This is a genomic window from Nocardia amamiensis NBRC 102102 (assembly GCF_001612745.1).
Lineage (GTDB): Bacteria > Actinomycetota > Actinomycetes > Mycobacteriales > Mycobacteriaceae > Nocardia > Nocardia amamiensis.
Map to the genome: position 1 here is coordinate 1 of NZ_BDBA01000408.1, position 1,797 is coordinate 1,797.

Annotated in this window: 1 protein-coding gene and 1 pseudogene; both read left to right on the forward strand. The window is 63.3% G+C overall.

Annotated elements, in window-relative coordinates; all coding sequences use genetic code 11:
- Positions 1-46 precede the first annotated feature (46 nt).
- Positions 47-613, forward strand: coding sequence for an NUDIX hydrolase (locus NA4_RS38075; protein ID WP_084497857.1), 567 nt, complete (start codon positions 47-49; stop codon positions 611-613).
- Between the two features lie 318 nt (positions 614-931).
- Positions 932-1,716: pseudogene (locus NA4_RS44080) on the forward strand (IS982 family transposase).
- The last annotated feature ends 81 nt before the right edge of the window (positions 1,717-1,797 follow it).

A 1,797-nucleotide genomic window follows, 5' to 3' on the forward strand; every position in this document is an offset into this window, starting at 1 on the left:
CGTCGTGTGAGGACTGTGGCTCTGGGTGTGAGGCATCGTTGGTTTCGTGAGTGAATTGGTGGAACGCGTTGATGAGCGTGACCGCGTTCTCGGTGTCGTCGACCGAGACGAGGCTATCCGAGCCGGATGGTTGCATCGGGTGGCGACGGTGGTGTGCCGTGACGGTGCGGGGGGAATCTTTGTGCATCGGCGACCGGAGGACAGCACGCGGTTCCCCGGCCACTACAACTGGTTGATCGGCGGCGCGGTCGCTGTCGGCGAGTCGTATGAGGAAGCGGCCAGTCGTGAACTGACCGAGGAACTCCGAGTCCGGGGCCGACCGCGGTTCGTCCTCAAATTCCTGTGCGAGGGGGCGATCGGCCCGTATTGGCTGGGCCTTCATGAAGCTGTCATCGATCGGGATGTTGTTCCGGATCCTTCGGAGATCGGTTGGCATGGCTGGCTGTCGGAGAATGATCTGCGGAAGGCGATGCGCCAGTGGGCCTTCGTGCCCGACAGCATCGAAGCTTTCGGCAAGTATGCGGCCCGTCGAAGCGAGTCGATGTTTCAATCGCTTCGGGTTGTCGACTGGGACCAACCGGTCGGTGACCGGAACCGGGGCGCGGTGACGTAACGGCTCCAGGTGGTCGCTGCCTCGGCAGCGAGCTTGGTGGTGGTGACGGGGTAGTAGCCGTTGGGCGCTGAAGAGCTTGCGGCACTGACGAAGCGACGCGAGGAGGCATTCGCGGCCATGAGCCCGGCCGAACGTGAGCGGCTACATGCCCAACGCACACGGATGGTCCCATCCGGCAGCGAAAGCCCGAGCGCGGATAACTGATTCGACGCGGCGTGGCCGCTCGAGCTTTCGACAGGAGAAGGGTATCGACGTCAATGTGTGACGAAAGACCTCGATACCCTTCTCACCGCACTCTAGGTCTACGTCGATTACCAGGTGGTCGGGCCGTGCCGTCGAGGGCCTGGGCGCGCCCGAAGAAGCTGACCGATGCCGAGTTGATCTGCCTGGCGGTCGCCCAGGTCCTGCTGGGGTTCCGATCGCAGCACCACTGGCTGCGGTTCTGCCGACGCAGGCTGGGCGCGATGCTTCGGTACCTGCCAAAGCAGCCCGGCTATAACAAACGAGTAAACGCGGCAGGTCCACTGATCGCCAAGACCATCCAACAGTTGGCGGTGCAGGTGTCCACCCGCAACGACCGGTTCCGATTCCTCGATGCCACACCGATCCCCTGCAGCACCTCGGTGCCACCCGCAGACGATCCGAGCTGGCCGGGTTCGCCAACTACGGCTACTGCGCTGCACTGTCACGCTGGTACTGGGGAATCAAGCTATATCTGATCACCACCGCCGACGGCATGCCGATCGCCCGGTGCCTCGCCGACCTCAAGATCGGCGAACGTGATGTCGCCCTCGAACTGGTCGAGCAGGGCTTGCGGGCAACGAATTCCACCGCCAAGCCACGCTCGACGGAGTGAACTTCTTTCGCCCCGACCGCAAAGGCGAACCCCGCCGCACCGGCAATCTCAGCGGCATCCGCCAGCTCATCGAATCGGTCTACGACACCCTGCAAAGGCCAACTGGCCCTCAAAGCCCACGGCGCACGCACCCTCGCCGGACTGTTCGCCCGAATCGGACAACGGCTGCTCGCACTCGCAGCCACGATTTGGTACAAGCGCATCATCAACCCCCGTCACACGGTCACTGACCGCCTACGACCACTGACATTCGGAATCATTCGTCTAGAGTTTGCCTTCGCCGGTGGGATTTCGGTGACATCACCGAACCACAGCACGTCCGGCCCCC